This is a genomic window from Proteus sp. PR00208 (assembly GCF_016238545.1).
GTDB lineage: Bacteria > Pseudomonadota > Gammaproteobacteria > Enterobacterales > Enterobacteriaceae > Proteus.
This window is the reverse complement of the sequence record NZ_JAEHQE010000017.1, coordinates 78,485-97,365: the sequence shown is the minus strand read 5'-3', so window position 1 is coordinate 97,365 and position 18,881 is coordinate 78,485. Positions and strand designations below refer to the sequence as shown.

Below are 18,881 nucleotides of genomic sequence, written 5' to 3'. Positions count from 1 at the left end.
AAAAAATAAGCAATTGATTTTATATTTAGGTTGTTAATAAGATAATTGCTAAATAATGCCTTGGCTCCAACGAGAAAATTGCTCAATCCCCATCCTATTTAATATATAACGAAACCAAACACTGTAATTTTGTGGGTTTTTTTCAGTGTCTTGATAGAGTGTATCTAAAGAAACCCAACGATAATTCATCACTTCATCTGGATTGCTATGTGGTAATTCGTTACTAAACCCAAGAAATAGATGATCAAATTCATGCTCTATCAGATCATCTGTCACTTTTTCGTTATACAGAATAGTTCCAATAGACTGCATATCACATTGCATACCTAATTCTTCATCTAAACGACGATGAATAGCATCTGAAAGTAATTCGTTTGGAAGCGGATGACTACAACATGTATTTGCCCATAAACCACCAGAGTGATATTTAGATATTGCACGTTGCTGAATAAGTAATTGTTGTTTTGAATTAAAAATAAATATTGAAAAGGCTCGATGTAAGGCGCCTACAATATGAGCTTCAAGCTTTGGCATTGTTCCTAGCTCATTATCATTTTTATCTACGAGAATAACAGCGTCTTCCACAAGAAATCACCTTAATAAAATAATATATTGTTATAGCGTGAATATAACATGACTGTATATCAAATAACGATTTATTGTGTTGTCCTTTTTATGGCATCACAGTGATGATGCCTTTATTATAGTAATAAATACGTAGATAATCTGCTTTTTTAAAATTATCTAAAAATAACTATTTGTTTTATATAAATTAAAAATAATGAATTTAAATGATTTAGGTAATGACTATCAGAGAGTTTACTAGATTCATATTATGATGAGAGGTAAGATGAAATACTAATTCTGCTACTGTTTGTAGCAAAATCTAAAATAAAGGAATTTAGTTATGTCATCTATATTACCTCGCTCTGTAACCTCGCCAAAAAAATTCTTTATTGGTAGCCAATTACTGTCTTCTGTCGGTAAATATGTAAAAGATTTTGGTGATAATGCATTTATTATTAGTGATGAGTTTTTTTTAGAAAAAGTAACTAAAGAAGCGGCTCCTTCTCTAAAAGAAAATGGTATTGTTTCACTGGTTGAAAAATTTAATTACGAATGTACTGAGGCAGAAGTTAATCGCCTTGGTAAAATCGCGGTTGAAAATAAAGCAAACGTTATTATTGGGATTGGAGGAGGTAAGACATTAGATGTGTCTAAAGCCGTTGCTTATTATCAGCACATTCCTGTTATTTTATTCCCAACTATCGCTTCAACTGATGCACCTTGTACTGCATTATCTGTTTTATACAAAGAAAATGGTGAGTTTGATAAATATTTATTCTTACCACAAAACCCAGATGTTGTTATTGCTGATACCGCTATTATTGCATCAGCCCCACAACGCTTTTTCTCAGCAGGTGTTGGCGACGCCTTAGCAACTTACTTTGAAGCACGAGCTTGCTATCAAGCAGACGGCTTAAATTTAGTCAATCAACGTCCATCACGTACAGGCCTTGGTTTAGCACAACTTTGCTTTGAAATGTTAAGTGAAAACATTGATAAAGCAATGGATGCTATTCGCCACAAAATTACCACTCCTGCATTAGAGCAAACTATTGAAGCAACAATCTACCTAAGTGGTGTTGGTGCTGAAGCCGGTGGTTTAGCAGCTGCTCACGCAGTAAATAATGGTATGTCTGCTGTTGAGTCTTTACACCGAGTTCAACATGGTGAAAAAGTGGTATTCGGTTTATTAACTCAATTAGTGTTAGAAAATGCACCACAAGAAGAAATTGATGAAGTGATCCGTATTATTAAAGCGGCAGAATTACCACTGACACTTGAAGATATGGGCATGAAAGAATTCATTGAAAGCGAATGGCGCACTGTTGCTAAAATCGCCTGTGCTGAAGGCGACACGATGGGTAATATGCCAATGAAAGTGACTGAAGAAGATGTTTATAATGCAATGATCGCAGCTAACGCATTGGCTCATCGTTATAAATAATTCTTAGTTTAGTAATGATTATCTTAAAACCCCAAATTGATTTTGGGGTTTTTCTTTACTCTAATGTTGGATTCATTTGGGTAAGATCGAACGGTGTTATCTGATAAACATAGTAGTTCAACCAATTAGCAAACAATAAATGTCCATGACTACGCCAAGAAGCGATAGGTTTTTTACTCGGATCATTATTAGGAAAATAGTTTTCGGGTAATTTAGGATCTAGCCCCGCTTTAACATCACGATGATATTCATCTGCTAGTGTATTGGGATCGTATTCTGGATGCCCAGTTGCAAAAACAACTCTTTTATCTTTTGATGCAAATAAATAAGCGCCAGCTTCTTCTGATGTTGCAAGGATCTCTAAATCAGTATTGTTTTGAATAAACTCGATAGGAAAACCAGCATAGCGAGAATGCGGAGCAAAGAAAGTCTCATCAAATCCGCGTGTTAACAGTGAAAATGGTGAGCAAGTGTTATGACTATATACGCCTGAAATTTTTTGTTCTAGCGTGTATTTAGGTAGGTCGTATAAGATATTCAATCCAGCTTGAGCAGCCCAACAAATAAAGAGTGTAGAAGTCACATGCTCTTTAGCCCACGTAATGACTTCTTTTATTTCATCCCAATAAGCCACATCTTCAAATTCAACTAGCCCTAATGGCGCACCCGTGACAATAAGCCCATCGAAATTTTGTTCTTTAATTTGGTCAAAATCACAATAGAAAGTATCGAGATGCTCTATCGGGGTATTTTTAGGAACACGAGAGTCAATACGCAATAATTGAATATCAATTTGAAGAGGGCTATTAGAAAGCAATCGCAGAAATTGATTTTCTGTTTCTATTTTTTTGGGCATTAAATTAAGGATAAGCACTTTTAATGGGCGAATATCTTGAATACTCGCTCTACTGGATGTCATAACAAAGACATTCTCTTTTTGTAAACAACGGACTGCGGGTAGCTCATCGGGCACTCTAATTGGCATTTCAATAACCTCTAAAATACATCTAGACATCTAGAAGCCTGAATTTATCTAATAACCTTTTAAATGTCGAGGTCTTCATGTGGTGTATGAAGAATATTCATATAAGAAAAAGCTATATAGCTAAAATCATCAAACATTAACATTCTTTTTTCCGTCTATTATCGATCTCTTCCAGATCCCTCGAATTATTTTGAAATTCTGATTTTTGTACAATAAAAAAACACCGATGTAATCACATTGTTAAAAATTATTTAAATAAAAATGGAATTCATTTTTGATTTTTGTGAAAACTGCATTAATCTTAATCAGGTGTGTAAAAGCTTTTAGGGGAATGCAGAATGTCACAATCGTTAACAACAGAAGAATTAAATTTTACGCAATCTTTTGGTAAACAGGAAAAGGATATATTAAATCATGATGTTAAGTGTTTTTTAACTGATTTAGTAAATCATTTCTCAGATAGACGCCATGCTTTATTAGTTGAAAGAGATAACTGGAAACACAGAGTTGATAATGGTGAACTTCCTAATTTTATTTCGGAATCAGATTCCATTATAAAATCAGAATGGAAAGTTAATCCAATACCTAAAGATCTTCAAGACCGTCGAGTGGAAATAACAGGGCCTGTTGATCGCAAAATGGTTATCAATGCACTAAATGCTAATGTGAAAGTCTTTATGGCGGATTTTGAAGACTCCTTAGCGCCTACATGGGACAAAGTAATTGATGGCCAGATCAATTTGCGTGATGCCGTCAAAGGCACTATTTCTTATACCAATGAACAAGGTAAATGTTATCAACTTAAAGCGTCACCTGCGGTATTGATTGCAAGAGTAAGAGGACTCCATCTTCCTGAGAAGCATGTGCTATGGCAAGGGAAGCCTATTGCAGGGGGATTATTTGATTTTGCTTTGTATTTTTACCATAACCACAAAGCCTTATTAGAAAAAGGGAGTGGCCCTTATTTTTACATTCCTAAATTGCAAACATGGCAAGAAGCTAAATGGTGGAGTGATGTTTTTCATTTCACTGAAAAGCGCTTTGGTTTAGCAACAGGAACTATTAAAGCCACAGTATTAATTGAAACCTTACCCGCTGTTTTTCAAATGGAAGAAATTCTTTTTCATATGAAAGAGCATATCGTTGGACTCAATTGTGGTCGTTGGGATTATATTTTTAGCTATATCAAGACATTAAAAAATTATCCTGATCGTGTATTACCTGATAGACAAGGGATCACGATGACTCAACCTTTCTTAAGTGCTTATTCACGTTTACTGATCCAGACTTGCCATAAACGAGGTGCGTTTGCGATGGGAGGAATGTCTGCATTTATCCCAAGTAGAGATCCTGAGCAAAATGGCATTATTTTGAAAAAGGTATTTGACGATAAAGAGTTTGAAGCAACAAATGGCCATGATGGTACCTGGATTGCTCACCCTGGTCTTGCTGAAACAGTATTAGCTGCTTTTGATCCTATTTTAGGATCTCGAAAAAACCAACTTGATGTTCAACGTAATGAAAAAATTACGGCAGAAATGTTATTAGCACCTTGTACAGGTGAACGTACAGAAAAGGGCATGAGAGCGAATATCCGTGTTGCTGTGCAATATATCGAAGCGTGGATTTCTGGTAATGGTTGCGTACCTATCTATGGATTAATGGAAGATGCAGCAACAGCGGAAATATCGCGTACCTCTATTTGGCAATGGATCCGTCATCAAAAAACACTGTCTGATGGGCAAGTCGTGACTAAAGATCTCTTTCGTAAAATGCTGAAAGAAGAGCTTGAAGTGATACACCAAGAAGTCGGTGATACTCGTTTTAAAGAAGGGCGTTTTAAAGAAGCGGCTTCTTTGATGGATAAGATTACAACCCAAGATGAATTAGTCGATTTTCTGACTTTACCTGGTTACCAACTTTTAAATTAAAAAAGATACGTCAAAGCGTATTTATAAACTGCAAACATCATCACTACCGTATTTATAGGAGCTGTTTTTATGACTATTAGTAGATCAGAGCAAATCGCCCAATTAGAGAAAGAGTGGGAACAACCTCGCTGGAAAGGCATTACCCGTCCTTATAGCGCTGAAGATGTCATTAAATTAAGAGGTTCGGTTAACCCAGAACATACCTTAGCAAGACGTGGCGCTCAAAGGCTTTGGTCATCATTAAATGGAAAATCGAAAAAGGGTTATGTTAACGCATTAGGTGCTTTAACTGGTGGGCAAGCGTTGCAACAAGCAAAAGCAGGGTTAGAAGCTGTTTACCTTTCAGGATGGCAAGTGGCTGCTGATGCTAACACCGCAGCAAGCATGTATCCTGATCAGTCGCTATATCCAGTTGATTCTGTTCCTAATGTTGTTCAACGTATTAATAATACGTTTAGACGAGCTGATCAAATTCAGTGGTCAAATGGTATTGGTCCTCAACATAAAGATTATATTGATTTTTTCCTTCCTATTGTGGCTGATGCGGAAGCAGGTTTTGGTGGAGTATTAAATGCCTTTGAATTAATGAAAGCAATGATTGAAGCTGGAGCGGCAGGTGTTCACTTTGAAGATCAATTAGCAGCAGTGAAAAAATGCGGTCATATGGGAGGAAAAGTATTAGTTCCGACTCAAGAGGCTGTACAAAAGCTTGTTGCTGCACGTTTGGCCGCTGATGTGTCTGATGTGCCAACATTACTTGTTGCCAGAACAGATGCTGATGCTGCCGATCTCTTAACTTCAGATTGTGATCCTTACGATAGTCCATTCTTAACAGGAAAACGTACTCCTGAAGGTTTCTTCTGTACCCATGCGGGTATTGATCAAGCTATTAGTCGTGGACTTGCTTATGCACCTTACGCTGATCTGGTGTGGTGTGAAACATCACTCCCTGATCTGAAAATGGCAGCTAAGTTTGCAGAAGCTATTCACGATAAATATCCGGGAAAAATGCTGGCTTATAACTGCTCGCCTTCTTTTAACTGGAAAAAGAACCTTGATGATCGCACGATCGCGCATTTCCAAGATGAGCTTTCCGCGATGGGATATAAATTCCAGTTTATTACTTTAGCGGGTATTCACAGCATGTGGTTTAACATGTTCGATCTGGCACATGATTATGCCAAGGGTGAAGGTATGAAACATTACGTTGAGAAGGTGCAAGAAAAAGAGTTTGCTGCACTTAATCAAGGCTACACCTTCTCCTCGCATCAGCAAGAAGTGGGAACAGGGTATTTCGATAAAGTGACCACGATTATTCAAGGTGGTATGTCTTCAGTGACGGCACTAACGGGCTCAACAGAAGAACAACAGTTTTAGGTTTCAGCGAACCACAAGTTTTAAAAATATCATTATCTATTTTTGTGGTGATAATTCAGGAGCAGGATGCTCCTCTTTTTCGTGAGGTTGTTAATGACGCCAGAAGATTTAATTGCTCAAACAATTTTACAAGGCTTTGATGCCCAATATGGTCGCTTCCTTGAGATAACCTCGGGGGCACAATATCGTTTTGAGCAAGCGGATTGGCATGGTGTTCAAATCGCGATGAAAGAGCGCATCCGTTTATACGATAATCATGTTGGATTAGTGGTTGAGCAACTTAAGTGTATTCGGCATGATATTGATAAAGAAAGTCTTTTTCTACAAAGGGTGAAAGAAAACTATACGCAATTATTGCCCAATTACCCTCGGTTTGAGATCGCAGAGAGCTTTTTTAATTCTGTTTATTGTCGTCTGTTTTACCATCGTGAATTGAATAAAAAAAACCTATTTGTTTTTTCATCCCAACCCGCTTATCGCTTTACACAAGCACCTCGACCGTTATCAAAACAGTTTGTTATTCAGAGTGATTTACCCACATTACTGCAAGACATTTTATCACGCTTACCTTTGCGACTACCGTGGCAAAATAAACAACGCGACATTCACTCTATTTGTAGTGTACTTATCGCTCAATTCTCTTCTGAACAATTGCAGAGTGCGGTATTTCATATCGCAAACGAACTCTTTTATCGTAATAAAGCAGCTTGGTTGATTGGCAAAATAGTGATTAATAATCAATATATTCCATTCTTATTGCCTATTCATAATGTTGAGCAGCAATTACTGATTGATACCTGCCTTATCTCAGCAGATGAAGCGAGTATTGTCTTTGGTTTTGCCCGTTCTTATTTTATGGTTTATGCCCCATTTCCTGCGGCATTAGTTGCATGGTTAAGAGATATATTACCAAGCAAATCTATCGCTGAGCTTTATATGTCAATAGGGTGTCAAAAACACGGTAAAACAGAATACTATCGTGAATACCTCGCCTTTATGAATTTTTCATCGGAGCAATTTATTGAAGCTCCTGGTGTGAAAGGTATGGTGATGTTGGTATTTACATTACCCACTTATGATCGTGTTTTTAAAGTGATCAAAGACAAGTTTGCACCACAAAAAACGATCACTGCGGAGCGTGTAAAAGAGTGCTATCAATTAGTTAAAGAGCACGATCGTGTCGGACGAATGGCAGATACCCAAGAGTTTGAGAATTTTATGATCGATAAGAAAAGAATTAGCCCTGAATTAATGGCTGTTTTTGAACAAGAGATCCCAAATAAGCTAGAAGATCTAGGTGATAAAATACTGATCCGTCACCTTTATATGGAACGGAGAATGATACCGCTCAATATCTATATGGAACAGTGCGATGACAATCAACTTAAAGCTGTTGTTGAAGATTACGGGCAAGCGTTGAAAGAGCTTATTGCAGCGAATATTTTTCCCGGTGATATGCTGTTTAAAAACTTTGGTGTAACTCGGCATCATCGTGTGATTTTCTATGACTATGATGAAATTAGTTATATGACAGATATGAATTTTCGGGCGATCCCTCCTGCTCGCTACCCTGAAGATGAATTAGCGAGCGAGCCTTGGTATAGCGTTGCACTCAATGATGTATTTCCTGAAGAATTTCGCTATTTTCTATGTAGTGATAAGCGAGTTTGTCACTATTTTGAAGCTCAACATCGTGAGCTTTTATCACCAGAATATTGGCAACAGCAACAGCAAAAAATTAAAGAAGGGTATATCGAAGATGTTTATGCCTATTCCCAAACTAAGCGATTTACTTAATAAATTGCCCTAGGAAAAGATAAAAATAAAGATAGGTACAAGGGGATACCTACCTTTATTGGATAAAACCTATTTTTGTACAGAGATAATTAACGCTGAGTACCCGCAACAGCTTCTTTAGCTAATTCAGTAATGCGTTGGAAATCACCTGCTTTCACTGCATCATTAGGCACTAACCAAGAACCACCAATACAAAGTACACTCTCAAGTGCAAGGTAGTTACGGTAGTTTTCTGGTGAAATACCGCCAGTTGGGCAGAAGCGAATTGTTGAGAATGGCCCTGCAATTGCTTTTAATGCCTTAACACCACCATTAGCTTCCGCTGGGAAAAATTTAAATTCATTTAAACCGTAGCTCATTCCCAGCATTAATTCGGAAACTGTTGAAATCCCTGGAATTAAAGGAATAGTTCCCGCAACAGCCGCTTTGAGTAATGCTTCTGTTAATCCTGGGCTAATAGCAAATTGAGCACCCGCTTCAGTAACTTGCGCTAATTGTTGAGGATTAATTACCGTTCCCGCGCCTACAATAGCTTCAGGAACTTCTTTTGCAATACGGCGGATAGCTTCAATTGCACATTCTGTACGTAATGTCACTTCTAAGACTTTTACACCACCAGCGACTAAAGCTTTTGCAATAGGGACTGCATCATCAATATGGTTGATAACAATAACCGGAACAACAGGCCCTGATTTTAGTACAGACTCTGCACTTGTATTCCAATGATCCATGATTGTATTTCCTAATCAGAAAGTGGTGAGCAAATAAATTTAATTTGCTCCTCGTTAAGCCTCAAAACTTGTCTACATTAAAAATCAATGCAACAAGCACCTTGTTCAGCACCTGATAAATGACGGCGTAAATTAATGAATAACTCACGACCACAGCCTGTATTATTGGCACTTAAATCAGGGATTTCATCTTGGCGAGCATTTAATGTTTGCTCATCGACAAGCAACGTTAACTCACCTGTTTTACCATTAACACGAATGATATCACCATCACGTACTTTGGATAATAAACCACCATTTACAGCTTCTGGTGTAACATGAATTGCGGCGGGAACTTTACCTGATGCGCCTGAAAGTCGACCATCTGTAACTAATGCGACTTTGTATCCTTTATCCATTAACACCCCTAACGGCGGCATTAGTTTATGTAATTCAGGCATCCCATTGGCTTGTGGCCCTTGATAACGCACAACGACCACACAATCTTTATTTAACTCACCAGCTTCAAATTTAGCGGCAATATCATGTTGGCTATTAAAAATAACAGCAGGCGCTTCGATAATTTTATTCTCATCAGGTACCGCAGAGGTTTTCATTACAGCTCTACCTAAGTTACCTTGCATTACTTGTGTACCACCGTGTGATGAGAATGGTGTATTGATATCAGCAATCACATCTTTATCTAAAGAGCTTATCGCACCTTCACGCCAATCAAGTTTGCCGTCATTTAACCAAGGCTCTAAGGTATAGCGTTCAATACCAAATCCAGCAACAGTGTTTACATCACGATGAATTAAGCCTTTTTTCAGTAATTCACGAATGATGAGAGCAACCCCTCCAGCCGCTTGGAATTGGTTAATATCAGCAGGACCATTAGGATAAATGCGAGCAATAAGTGGCACAACTTGCGAAAGTTCAGAGAAATCATCCCAATTAATAATAATACCTGCTGCACGAGCCATTGCGACTAAGTGCATAGTGAGATTAGTGGAACCGCCTGTTGTTAACAGGGCAATAATACCATTTACAATCACTTTCTCATCAACTAATTGACCTATAGGGAGATAGTTACCAGCGTTTTCTGTGAGACGCACAATTTGGCTAGCGGCTGCGTCAGTCAATGCATCACGCAATGGCGTATTAGGATGCACAAAAGAAGCGCCAGGTAAATGTAACCCCATTATTTCCATCACCATTTGGTTGGAATTTGCTGTGCCATAAAAGGTACAAGTCCCAATACTATGATAAGAAGCAGCTTCCGCTTCTAACAAGGCATTACGATCTACTTTACCTTCAGCATAAAGCTGGCGAATACGGACTTTTTCTTTATTGGGTAAGCCGCTAGTCATAGGGCCCGCAGGAACAAAAATAGCAGGAAGATGACCAAAAGAGAGTGCAGCCATCGCTAATCCGGGAACGATTTTATCGCAGATCCCTAAATACAGCGCACCATCAAACATATTATGGGATAAACCCACTGCCGCTGACATTGCAATCACATCACGACTAAGGAGTGATAACTCCATGCCATCTTGACCCTGAGTGACACCATCGCACATTGCAGGAACACCGCCTGCCACTTGTCCCACGGCACCAACAGCATGTAATGCTTTTTTAATTTTTTGAGGATAATCTTCATACGGCTGATGAGCTGACAACATATCATTGTAAGCAGTGATAATGGCAATATCATTATGAACCATATTTTTCAGGCGATTTTTATCATCGGTCTGACAAGCCGCGAAACCATGAGCCAAATTACCACAAGCAAGTTGAGCACGATGTACTGTTTGGCTTTTTGCGGCTTCAATTTTTTTCAGATAAGCACGACGAGTCGATTGTGAACGAGCGACAATACGCTCTGTAACCTGTTTTACTGTTTCATTTAGAGGTGCAAAATCGTTCTGAAAATGGTCATGATCTTTAGGGTTCATAATGATGCTTCCTTTATTCACACAAGGGTGATGAGCTTTACTATTGGCTATAAAAAGAGAATATAAGTATTAGCTATAGTATTTGTTACCGGTAACATTGTTACGGGTAACAAGAAGAGTTGCAATACTCTTAATGCACCTTAAACAACATCTGTGATCAGCATCAATTTTTTAAGGGGAGAAATAACAGTTTTTTAATATTTAACGGAAATAAAGTGTAAAAGCGGTCATTTTAAAAATGCTGAATCGGTTTAATTGCGGAGATACCTTCCTCATTACTTTGCAATGAGGAAGGTGAAAGAGGGCGAATTAACTTTTTACGCCACCATATTCACGGCTAATTTGTTTTGCTGCTTTTATCACCATCGCACCCAATTCAGTGATACGAGAATCCGTCATTCTAGACACAGGACCTGAAAGCGAAATTGCGGCAAAAGGCTGGTGGTGTTCATCATAAATACAGGCACCAATACAGCGTAAACCTAAAGCATGCTCTTCATCATCGAAAGAGAAGCCTTGTTTGCGGGCTTGTTCTAAATTTTCTTTTAAGGATGAAGGAAGTGTTCGTGTATGAGGGGTATAAGCCATTAGGCCTTTTTTCTGGAGCAAAGGCAGTAATTTATTTTCTGGTAAAGTGGAAAGAAACGCTTTACCCGCACCCGATGCGTGCATGGGTAATTTACCGCCAATAGGTGCAGACATTCGCATTAACGCATTACATTGCACTTGATCGACAATCACCGCATCAAATTCAATTTGGTCAAGAATTGCCAAATTTACCGTTTCACCTGAGTCTTCCATTAATTGACGTAAGATGGGGTGAACCATAACAAGTAAGTTACGGGTTTGCAGAAAACTACTGCCGACAATAAAGGCGTGTGTACCTACAACCCATAAGCCTAAATCTCCAACTTGGCGAACAAAACCATGCTGTTGAAGTGTAGTGAGTAGGCGGTGTGTTGTGGAATTGGGTAACCCAGCTTGAAAGGCTAAATCAGTTAGGGCGATACCACCTGGAGATTCGGAAATATATTCCAATAATGTCAGTCCACGACTTAATGACTGAACAGGGCCTCCTTGTGCGGTGCTTTGAGTGGCAGTTGTTTTCGTCTTACGCACTTTTTTATTTGTAGGGGAAACTGTCATGCATACACTCCAGAAATGCTATCCATATTAATATCTATTATGAACTATCTCGTGTAATAAAACTCCTCCGATCACCGCATTTTTCAAAACAAAATGTGTGATAAGAAATATTACTGTAATGGGATTTATCGCTAAGTGAAAATCTCTCATCTTCGTCTTAGAAATCTTTATAAAAAGATATGGTAGGATAAAAAAACAACGAAATAACAATAAAGAAAACAAGAACAAAAACATTCTCTATTAAGAGGGAACAACGTGGCAAACATAAAGCAACAACTGACGGAAGCATTAGCAAAACGTATCTTAGTACTTGATGGTGCAATGGGTACAATGATCCAACAATATCAACTGACAGAAGCCGATTATCGAGGTGAGCGTTTTGCTGATTGGCGTTGTGATGTCAAAGGGAATAATGATCTTTTAGTTTTAACTCAACCGCAAATTATTGCCGATATTCATAATGCTTATTTTCAAGCAGGCGCTGATATTGTTGAAACCAACACCTTTAACTCGACATCTATCGCGATGGCGGATTATCAGATGGAGTCGCTTTGTTTCGAACTTAATGAAGAAGCGGCAAAATTAGCTAAAGCCTGTGCAGATAAATGGAGTGCCTTAACACCAGATAAACCTCGCTATGTCGCGGGTGTTTTGGGGCCAACCAATAGAACTGCCTCAATATCCCCAGATGTTAACGATCCAGCTTTTCGTAACGTTTCATTTGATAAGCTGGTGGAAGCTTATCGAGAAGCAACGCGCGGATTAATTACAGGCGGTGTTGATCTAATTATGGTCGAAACTATTTTCGACACACTAAATGCGAAAGCGGCTATTTTCGCCATTAAATGTGAATTTGAATCACTCAATATTGAGTTACCTGTGATGATCTCCGGCACCATTACGGATGCATCAGGAAGAACATTAACAGGTCAAACAACAGAAGCGTTCTATCACTCTTTACGCCATGCGGATGCGCTTTCATTTGGCTTAAATTGTGCTTTAGGCCCTAAAGAATTACGCCAATATATTCAAACACTTTCACAAATTTCTGAAACCTATGTCAGTGCTCACCCTAATGCTGGTTTGCCTAACGCCTTTGGAGGCTATGATTTAGATGCCCAAGAGATGGCTGAGCAAATTAAAGAGTGGGCACAAGCTGGTTTTCTCAATATTGTAGGAGGTTGTTGTGGAACCACTCCTGCGCATATTCTCGCCATTTCACAAGCGGTAGAAGGCATTGCACCAAGAGTATTACCTTCCTTGAAAAAAGCATGTCGTCTTTCAGGTCTTGAACCATTAGTCATTGATGAAAATTCACTGTTTGTGAATGTGGGCGAAAGAACCAACGTTACAGGTTCTGCTAAATTTAAGCGCTTGATAAAAGAAGGTAATTACCAAGAAGCGTTAGATGTTGCACGTCATCAAGTTGAAAACGGTGCTCAAATCATTGATATCAACATGGATGAAGGCATGCTAGATGCCGTCGAAGCAATGACACGTTTTCTTAATCTCATTGCGGGTGAGCCTGATATTGCCAAAGTGCCTGTGATGATTGACTCCTCCAAATGGGAAGTGATCGAAGAAGGTCTAAAGTGTATTCAAGGCAAAGGTATTGTTAACTCAATTTCGATGAAAGAGGGTGAAGTTCCTTTTCTTGAGCATGCTAGATTGGTGCGTAAATATGGTGCTGCTGTTGTCGTTATGGCGTTTGATGAAGTAGGGCAAGCGGATACCCGAGAACGCAAAATTGAAATTTGTCGTCGAGCTTATCAGTTATTGACCGAGCAAGCGGGTTTTCCTCCTGAAGATATTATTTTTGATCCTAATATATTTGCCGTCGCAACAGGTATCGCAGAACATAATAATTATGCCGTTGATTTTATTGAAGTCTGTGCGGATATTAAATCTCAACTGCCTTATGCCTTAATTTCTGGTGGGGTATCTAACGTTTCATTCTCATTTAGAGGTAACGATCCTGTTCGTGAGGCTATTCACTCTGTTTTTCTCTATTACGCAGTAAAAAATGGTATGGATATGGGGATTGTCAATGCGGGACAACTCGCCATTTATGACTCACTACCTGATGAACTGCGTAACGCAGTTGAAGATGTCATTTTAAATCGTCATGAAGAGAGCACAGATAATTTATTAGCATTGGCAGAGCGTTATCGTGGCACTAAAAGTGATGAGCAAAATCATCAGCTTGCCGAATGGAGGCAGTGGAATGTTGAGAAACGTTTAGAATACGCCTTAATTAAAGGGATCACCGAGTTTATTGTTGAAGATACAGAAGCTTGTCGCCAACAAGCATCAAGCCCTATTGAAGTGATTGAAGGGCCATTGATGAATGGTATGAATACCGTCGGTGATTTATTCGGTGAAGGCAAAATGTTTTTGCCTCAAGTTGTGAAATCAGCAAGAGTGATGAAACAAGCCGTTGCTTATCTTGAGCCTTATATCCAAGCGACAAAACAGGCAGGAACTTCCGCAGGTAAAATTTTACTCGCCACAGTGAAAGGTGATGTTCACGATATTGGTAAAAATATTGTCGGTGTGGTTTTGCAGTGCAATAACTATGAAATTATCGACTTAGGTGTAATGGTGCCTTGCGATAAAATTTTGCAAACAGCGATTGATGAAAAAGTCGATATTATTGGTCTTTCAGGGCTGATCACACCTTCACTTGATGAGATGGTGAATGTTGCTAAAGAGATGGAAAGGCGCGGTTTTTCTTTACCATTAATGATTGGTGGAGCAACAACGTCTAAAGCGCATACTGCAGTAAAAATAGAACCTAATTATAGTCATCCTACTGTTTATGTTCAAAATGCTTCAAGAACTGTAGGTGTTGTTGCTGCACTATTATCTGAAACACAAAAAGCCGATTTTGTTGCTAGAACGCGTCGTGAATATGACGTTGTACGCCAGCAATACGCCAGAAAAAAACCTCGTACTCCTCCTGTTTCTTTAGAGGTTGCGCGAAAAAATGCACTACAAATTGATTGGCAAAATTACACACCACCAAAGCCCAATCAATTAGGAGTGCAAGAGATCACGGCAAGTATTGAAACCTTGCGTGAATATATCGATTGGACGCCTTTCTTTATGACGTGGTCTTTAGCGGGGAAATATCCGCGAATTTTAGAAGATGATGTGGTTGGTGAAGAAGCAAAGCGTGTATTTGCCGATGCAAATGCGATGCTGGACAAATTAAGTCGTGAAAAATTATTAACACCTAAAGGGATTATGGGGCTATTCCCTGCAAATCGTCTGGGTGATGATATTGTGATTTATCAAGATGAAAGCCGCCAACAAGTACTTTTGAAAAGCTGTCATTTACGTCAACAAACGGAGAAAAATGATTTTCCTAATTACTGCTTAGCCGATTTTATTGCTCCTGTTGAAAGTGGTGTTGCTGACTATTTTGGTGCTTTCGCAGTCACGGGCGGATTAGAAGAAGATACTCTTGCGAATGTTTATGATAATGCCCATGATGACTACAATAAAATCATGGTAAAAGCGTTATCAGATAGATTAGCAGAGGCCTTTGCTGAATATCTTCACCAACGGGTCAGAACAAAGATTTGGGGTTATAGCGCGGATGAAAACCTCTCTAATGACGAACTTATTCGAGAGAAATATCAAGGAACTCGACCTGCGCCGGGGTATCCTGCTTGTCCTGAGCACACAGAAAAAGCAAAAATTTGGCAATTACTTGATGTTGAAAATCGCATTGGAATGAAACTGACAGATGCTTATGCCATGTGGCCTGGTGCTTCAGTATCGGGCTGGTATTTTAGCCATCCTGACAGTAAATATTTCGCTGTTGCTCAAATTCAAAAAGATCAGGTTGAAGATTACGCAAAACGCCGAGAAATGAGTGTGAGTGAAGTTGAACGTTGGTTAGCGCCTAATTTAGGGTATGAGTCTTAGTTTATTTTTGTTTTCAGATCTCAATAATGTAATAAATAGTGAGGGGATAGCAATATCTCCTTGTTATTTCCTCTAGCCGTTCTCATTAAAGATGTTTAAGCTATAAGCTTGTATCAGAAAAAAGGACATTACAATGAGCTATACTTTGTACCTTCAGAAAACACCACCTGCTGGCGCTGAGGTGCCGTTTCCTTCTTTAGCAAAAGGAAATTATCCATTAAGTGAAGTTTTAATTAATGCTTTTTTAAATCTGATGCAACTAACAGGAAACTTAGATACTGATGCTGTTTTAGATGAAAAAGCATTTGATAAAATTTGGCTAAAAGCAGAAATGACGCCTGCACGAATCGAAGAAGTCGGGGACTATATTTATCATAAAACTCCGACTTCCCCAGAGCCTGTTGAAGAAGAAATAGCATTATTTAAGCAGGCAATGAAAGAAGAAGAAGCGTTGCTTGCTCAAGAGAGTAAAAAAGAAGGGAATATCCCTATTCATAAATTCGCTACTAATGATGGTTGGATTGTCACACCGAAAGAGTGTGAGATTATTGCTTCTACACTTACTGCTAACTTGTTGGAAGATAACCGGCTTTTTGTTGAAAAAATTGCAAAGATGTCTCATATTGCGCATCGTTCTTTAGAAATTGCCTTAATTGATTTTGGTAAGTTTAATCAATTTGCTAAGAAATATGGTGGTTATCGGGTGTATTAAAAATAAAGAGCTTCTTAGTAAGAAGCTCTTTAAAATAAAATTATTGAGTATAATGGCTGGTCTTATTAATTAATGCTAGGTGCTTATCTATTCTTAACGATGTAGTCGGTGTTTGTTTGAAATTTGGCGATAGGTATTCTTGAATAATTTCTATAAAACTTTCCTTTATATTCTTAAGGTTTTCAGAATATTTTGCTATTTCGGTATTTTCATTAAGACTAATTAATTTTTCAATGTTATTTTCATTAAGACTAATTAATTTTTCAATGTTATTCTCATTAAGACTAATTAATTTTTCAATGTTATTTTTATTAATATAATTTAAAATATTATCTTTTTTTTCTTGATATGTTTTTTTTATTTCTTCATTAATAATGTTATCTGAACTAATTAATCTTTCAAAATTTAAAGATATCTGTTCTATTGTTTCTTTAATTAAATATTCATTATTTTTAGTATTTTGTATGAAATTAGTCAATTCAGTATCTGATTGTATTTTCTTATTCAAAGAATTCACATGATATATTGATTTTTCGTTTTTCTGTTTAGCGCTTTGTAACATTGTGTTATTCGTGTTTTGGGTTGATGTTATACTTCCATTTAAGTCATTATTTACTTCTTTTATATAAGGAATGAAATTTGTTTGGGTGATCCTTAAGTGATTAAAACTACCTATTTTTTTCATTGAGATATCCATATTTTTTAATAAAGTGAGGTTGTAGTTTAAAAAAATATAAATGGAGTATCTTTAATAGATAAAGCATTTTTAATAAAGAGTATGAAATATAAAAGAGAAATAATTTCTTATCTCTCTTTTATATATTGATAATTCGTTATTAATTAAAACAATGTATCATGTAATTTACGCACAATATTATCCGCATCTTTGCCATCAACTAATAAACATAAATTGTGAGTACTTGCACCATGGCTTATCATACGAATATTATAATTTTCTAATGTGCCGAAAATTTTAATACCTAAACCATTCACCTGTGAAAGTGAATTACCAATCACAGCAACTAATGCTAGATCTTCTTCTACTTCAACACGGCATAATGCGGATAATTCAGTTAAGAGTGCATTGGTTAATAAACTCCCCGATGCGTTGGTAGTGCCAGTTGTATCAAGTGTTAACGCAATGCTCACTTCTGATGTGGTTATCACATCAACAGAGATATGATGGCGCGATAAAATAGTAAATATCTCTGCTAAAAAACCTCGTGCATGAAGCATTTTCAGGCTGTGTAATGTGAGTAAAGTTTGTTTTCTACGTAGTGCAATTGCGCGGAATACAGGTGGATTTTCTGTTTGAGCACAAACTAATGTACCGCCTTCTTCGGGGGCTTTGCTAGACCCCACAAACACGGGAATACCACTACGTACAGCTGGTAATAATGTGGCAGGGTGTAAAATTTTAGCGCCAAAGGTGGCCATTTCAGCCGCTTCATTAAAGGCGATTTGATCAATACGATGTGCCTCTGGCACTATTCTTGGATCGGTACTGTAAATGCCGGGTACATCCGTCCAAATATCCACACGAGACATTTCGAGTGCTTCACCAATAAGTGCAGCCGTATAGTCACTACCACCACGACCGAGTGTTGTGGTTCTCCCTTTAGGCTCTTGACCAATAAAACCTTGTGTGACGATGACAGTTTCTTCCAAACGAGGCTGAATAAGGCTTTGTGTTAGTGTTGTTAACTGCACCATATCGGGCTCTGCATGACAAAATAGATCATTCGTTTTCATCACTTTTCTGACATCAAACCAATCTGCCTGTATGCCTTTTTCACGCAATAATTCAACAAATAGCAAGGTTGACATTAATTCACCGTGGCTGACTAATTCGTCTGTCAAGGCATCAGATGTGGCAAGTGAAGCAGCTTCAGAGAGCATCTCAATATTCTCAAGCAGACGATTTATTTCTTGAGAAATAATTTCTGGCTGAGAAAGCTGGTTGATAATTGCATACTCAATATCACGAACTTGTGAGAGCAAAGCTTCTCGTTGTGAAGGCTCTGTACCTGCTGCAAGCTCAATTAACAAATTAGTAATGCCGGCAGATGCCGAAAGAACCACAACACGAACTGACTTTTGTTTCAGGATAATATCTGCACATTTTTCCATTGCTGAAAAGTTAGCAACACTGGTGCCACCAAATTTAGCGATAGTGTATGGCGATGATGCAGATGAAGGCGTAGCAGTATTATCAGTCATTGTCGTATTCCTTTAGGCAAAAATGAGATGTTGGACACACTTAGGAATATCGGTTATTAAGTAGAGAGTCAATGCAGAGTGAAGAATAATCAATTTAATTAATA

At 38.1% G+C, this 18,881-nt stretch carries 13 protein-coding genes; 6 read left to right on the top strand and 7 right to left on the bottom strand.

Annotation, left to right across the window (positions count from 1 at the left end; all coding sequences use genetic code 11):
* Positions 1-48: 48 nt before the first annotated feature.
* On the bottom strand, positions 49-585 hold the full coding sequence (gene idi, locus JEP36_RS12725; RefSeq protein WP_198620624.1) for an isopentenyl-diphosphate Delta-isomerase: 537 nt from the start codon (positions 583-585) through the stop codon (positions 49-51).
* 322 nt (positions 586-907) lie between these two features.
* Between idi and JEP36_RS12720 the strand changes: the two genes are divergently transcribed.
* The gene (locus JEP36_RS12720) at positions 908-2,011 is read left to right on the top strand and encodes a glycerol dehydrogenase (RefSeq protein WP_109373143.1); all 1,104 of its coding nucleotides are present in this window, start codon (positions 908-910) and stop codon (positions 2,009-2,011) included.
* A gap of 55 nt (positions 2,012-2,066) precedes the next feature.
* Here JEP36_RS12720 and metA read toward each other — a convergent pair whose 3' ends face one another.
* Positions 2,067-2,996, bottom strand: coding sequence for a homoserine O-acetyltransferase MetA (metA, locus tag JEP36_RS12715; protein WP_198630306.1), 930 nt, complete (start codon positions 2,994-2,996; stop codon positions 2,067-2,069).
* A gap of 338 nt (positions 2,997-3,334) precedes the next feature.
* Between metA and aceB the strand changes: the two genes are divergently transcribed.
* From aceB to aceK, 3 genes are all read left to right on the top strand, one after another.
* Positions 3,335-4,927, top strand: a complete 1,593-nt coding sequence (aceB, locus tag JEP36_RS12710) for a malate synthase A (RefSeq protein WP_198630300.1) — start codon at positions 3,335-3,337, stop codon at positions 4,925-4,927.
* A gap of 69 nt (positions 4,928-4,996) precedes the next feature.
* Positions 4,997-6,304, top strand: a complete 1,308-nt coding sequence (gene aceA / locus JEP36_RS12705; protein ID WP_109373146.1) for an isocitrate lyase — start codon at positions 4,997-4,999, stop codon at positions 6,302-6,304.
* An 87-nt stretch (positions 6,305-6,391) separates the two neighbouring features.
* Positions 6,392-8,101, top strand: coding sequence for a bifunctional isocitrate dehydrogenase kinase/phosphatase (gene aceK, locus JEP36_RS12700; protein WP_409281908.1), 1,710 nt, complete (start codon positions 6,392-6,394; stop codon positions 8,099-8,101).
* An 89-nt stretch (positions 8,102-8,190) separates the two neighbouring features.
* Here the strand turns inward: aceK and JEP36_RS12695 are convergent, their stop codons facing one another.
* From JEP36_RS12695 to iclR, 3 genes are all read right to left on the bottom strand, one after another.
* On the bottom strand, positions 8,191-8,832 hold the full coding sequence (locus JEP36_RS12695) for a bifunctional 4-hydroxy-2-oxoglutarate aldolase/2-dehydro-3-deoxy-phosphogluconate aldolase (protein ID WP_198620621.1): 642 nt from the start codon (positions 8,830-8,832) through the stop codon (positions 8,191-8,193).
* Between the two features lie 77 nt (positions 8,833-8,909).
* Positions 8,910-10,766 (bottom strand): phosphogluconate dehydratase, encoded by a 1,857-nt coding sequence (gene edd / locus JEP36_RS12690; protein ID WP_198620620.1) that lies wholly within the window; start codon positions 10,764-10,766, stop codon positions 8,910-8,912.
* A gap of 309 nt (positions 10,767-11,075) precedes the next feature.
* Positions 11,076-11,912, bottom strand: a complete 837-nt coding sequence (gene iclR, locus JEP36_RS12685) for a glyoxylate bypass operon transcriptional repressor IclR (protein ID WP_075673076.1) — start codon at positions 11,910-11,912, stop codon at positions 11,076-11,078.
* Between the two features lie 255 nt (positions 11,913-12,167).
* Here iclR and metH point away from each other — a divergent pair, with 255 nt between their 5' ends.
* Both metH and JEP36_RS12675 read left to right on the top strand, forming a co-directional pair.
* Complete coding sequence (metH, locus tag JEP36_RS12680; RefSeq protein WP_198630299.1) at positions 12,168-15,845, top strand: methionine synthase; 3,678 nt, start codon at positions 12,168-12,170, stop codon at positions 15,843-15,845.
* 133 nt (positions 15,846-15,978) lie between these two features.
* Positions 15,979-16,557 (top strand): hypothetical protein, encoded by a 579-nt coding sequence (locus JEP36_RS12675; RefSeq protein WP_232797642.1) that lies wholly within the window; start codon positions 15,979-15,981, stop codon positions 16,555-16,557.
* A 40-nt stretch (positions 16,558-16,597) separates the two neighbouring features.
* Here JEP36_RS12675 and JEP36_RS12670 read toward each other — a convergent pair whose 3' ends face one another.
* Positions 16,598-17,242: a hypothetical protein gene (locus JEP36_RS12670; protein ID WP_198630298.1), complete on the bottom strand. Its 645-nt coding sequence runs from the start codon at positions 17,240-17,242 to the stop codon at positions 16,598-16,600.
* Between the two features lie 155 nt (positions 17,243-17,397).
* Positions 17,398-18,777, bottom strand: a complete 1,380-nt coding sequence (gene lysC / locus JEP36_RS12665; protein WP_198630297.1) for a lysine-sensitive aspartokinase 3 — start codon at positions 18,775-18,777, stop codon at positions 17,398-17,400.
* Between the last annotated feature and the right edge of the window lie 104 nt (positions 18,778-18,881).